Here is a 1498-nt window from a genome sequence, read left to right as displayed (position 1 = left end):
CAGCCGGGGTGTGGGCCGGGCCGGTGCCCGGTTCGGGGGCGCCGGGGCCCAGGGCGAGGAGTTCGGCGCGCAGCCGGTCGGGGAGCATCTCGGCCCGGTCGAGGCGGGCCGCGGGGTCGTCGGTGAAGGCCTGGAGGAGCCGCACCCAGTGGGCGGCGAACCGCTCGACGGTGGCCGCGTCGAAGAGGGAGGTGGCGTATTCGACGAGGCCGAGCAGGGAGCCGTCCGGCTGCCGCTGGACGACGAACGTGAGGTCGGTGCGGGCGGCCCGCCAGGCGCCGCGGAAGGCGTCGATGTCGGTGCCGGTCGTGGCGGTGCCGGTCCGGCCCTCCTCGTGCAGGTCGAACATGACCTGGTAGAGGGGGGTGCGGGCGGGGTCCCGGGCGTCGTCGAGGGCGGCGACGAGCCGGTCGAAGGGCAGGTCCTGGTGGGCGAACGCGGTCCTCGCGGTGTCCCGGACCCGGTCCAGCGCGTCGGTGAACGGCGTGTCGGCGGGGGCGTCGCAGCGCATCACGAGGGTGTTGAGGAAGAAGCCGACGACGTCGGCGGCCTCGGGCCGGTCGCGGCCGGCGACGGGCACGCCCACGGGCACGTCCCACTGTCCGGTGAGGCGGGCGACGAGGGCCGCGAACACGGTGAGCAGGGTCTGGTGGAGGGTGGCGCCGTGGGCGCGGCCGAGCGCGGCGGCCCGCTCGGTGAGCTCGGCGGGCACGGTGAACACGTGGGCGGCGCCGGCGGCGTCGCGGACGGCGGGCCGGGGCCGGTCGGCGGGCAGGTCGACGGGGAGGATCCCGTCGAGGGCCCGCTTCCAGTGGGCCAGTTCCTCCTGGGCGGCGGGGCCGGCGAGGCGGCGCCTCTGGTGGACGGCGTGGTCGGCGTACTGCACGGGCAGCGGCGGGAGCCCGGCGGCGGTGCCTCGGTGGGCGGCCTCGGCAAGGGCGAGCAGGTCGCGTTCGAGGATCACGGAGGACCAGCCGTCGCAGGCGATGTGGTGGACGCAGAGCACCAGGCTCGTGTCGGACCGGGGCTCCGGGCCGCGGACGGCGAGCGCGCGCCAGACGGGCCCGTGCTCCAGGTCGAAGGGGCGGGCGAACTCCTCCCGGACCAGGGCGTTCAGGGCGGCCCCGTCGGCGGCGCGCGCGGTGCGCAGCTCGACGCGGGCTTCGGCGTCGGCGATCTGGACGGGCTCGGCGCCGCGCAGGACGTAGCGGGTGCGCAGGATCTCGTGCCGCTCGGCGAGCGCGGTGAGCGCGGCGGCGAGGGTCCGGTCCGTGTATGCGGCGGGCAGGGTGAGGAAGACGGGCGCGTTCCACTCGGCGCTGCCGGGCCGCATCCGGTCCAGCAGCCACATGCCCTGCTGGCCGGGCGACAGGGGCAGCCCCTCGGGGGTGCGCGCCACCGGCCGTACGGGCTCGTCCGCGTCGGCGGCGCGGGGCGCGGCCGCGGCCGGGACCGGGGAGGCGGCCGCGGCCGGGATCCGGGGGGCGGCCGGGTCGCC

General features: G+C 78.2%; 1 protein-coding gene. It reads right to left on the bottom strand.

Going from position 1 to position 1498, the window contains the following annotated elements; all coding sequences use genetic code 11:
* A partial coding sequence (locus tag HYE82_RS36495) for a condensation domain-containing protein (protein ID WP_256988211.1) occupies window positions 1–1498 on the bottom strand: 1498 nt, incomplete at both ends.

This window comes from Streptomyces sp. BR123 (assembly GCF_013401435.1).
Classification (GTDB): domain Bacteria; phylum Actinomycetota; class Actinomycetes; order Streptomycetales; family Streptomycetaceae; genus Streptomyces.
This window is presented reverse-complemented; position numbering and strand designations above follow the sequence as displayed.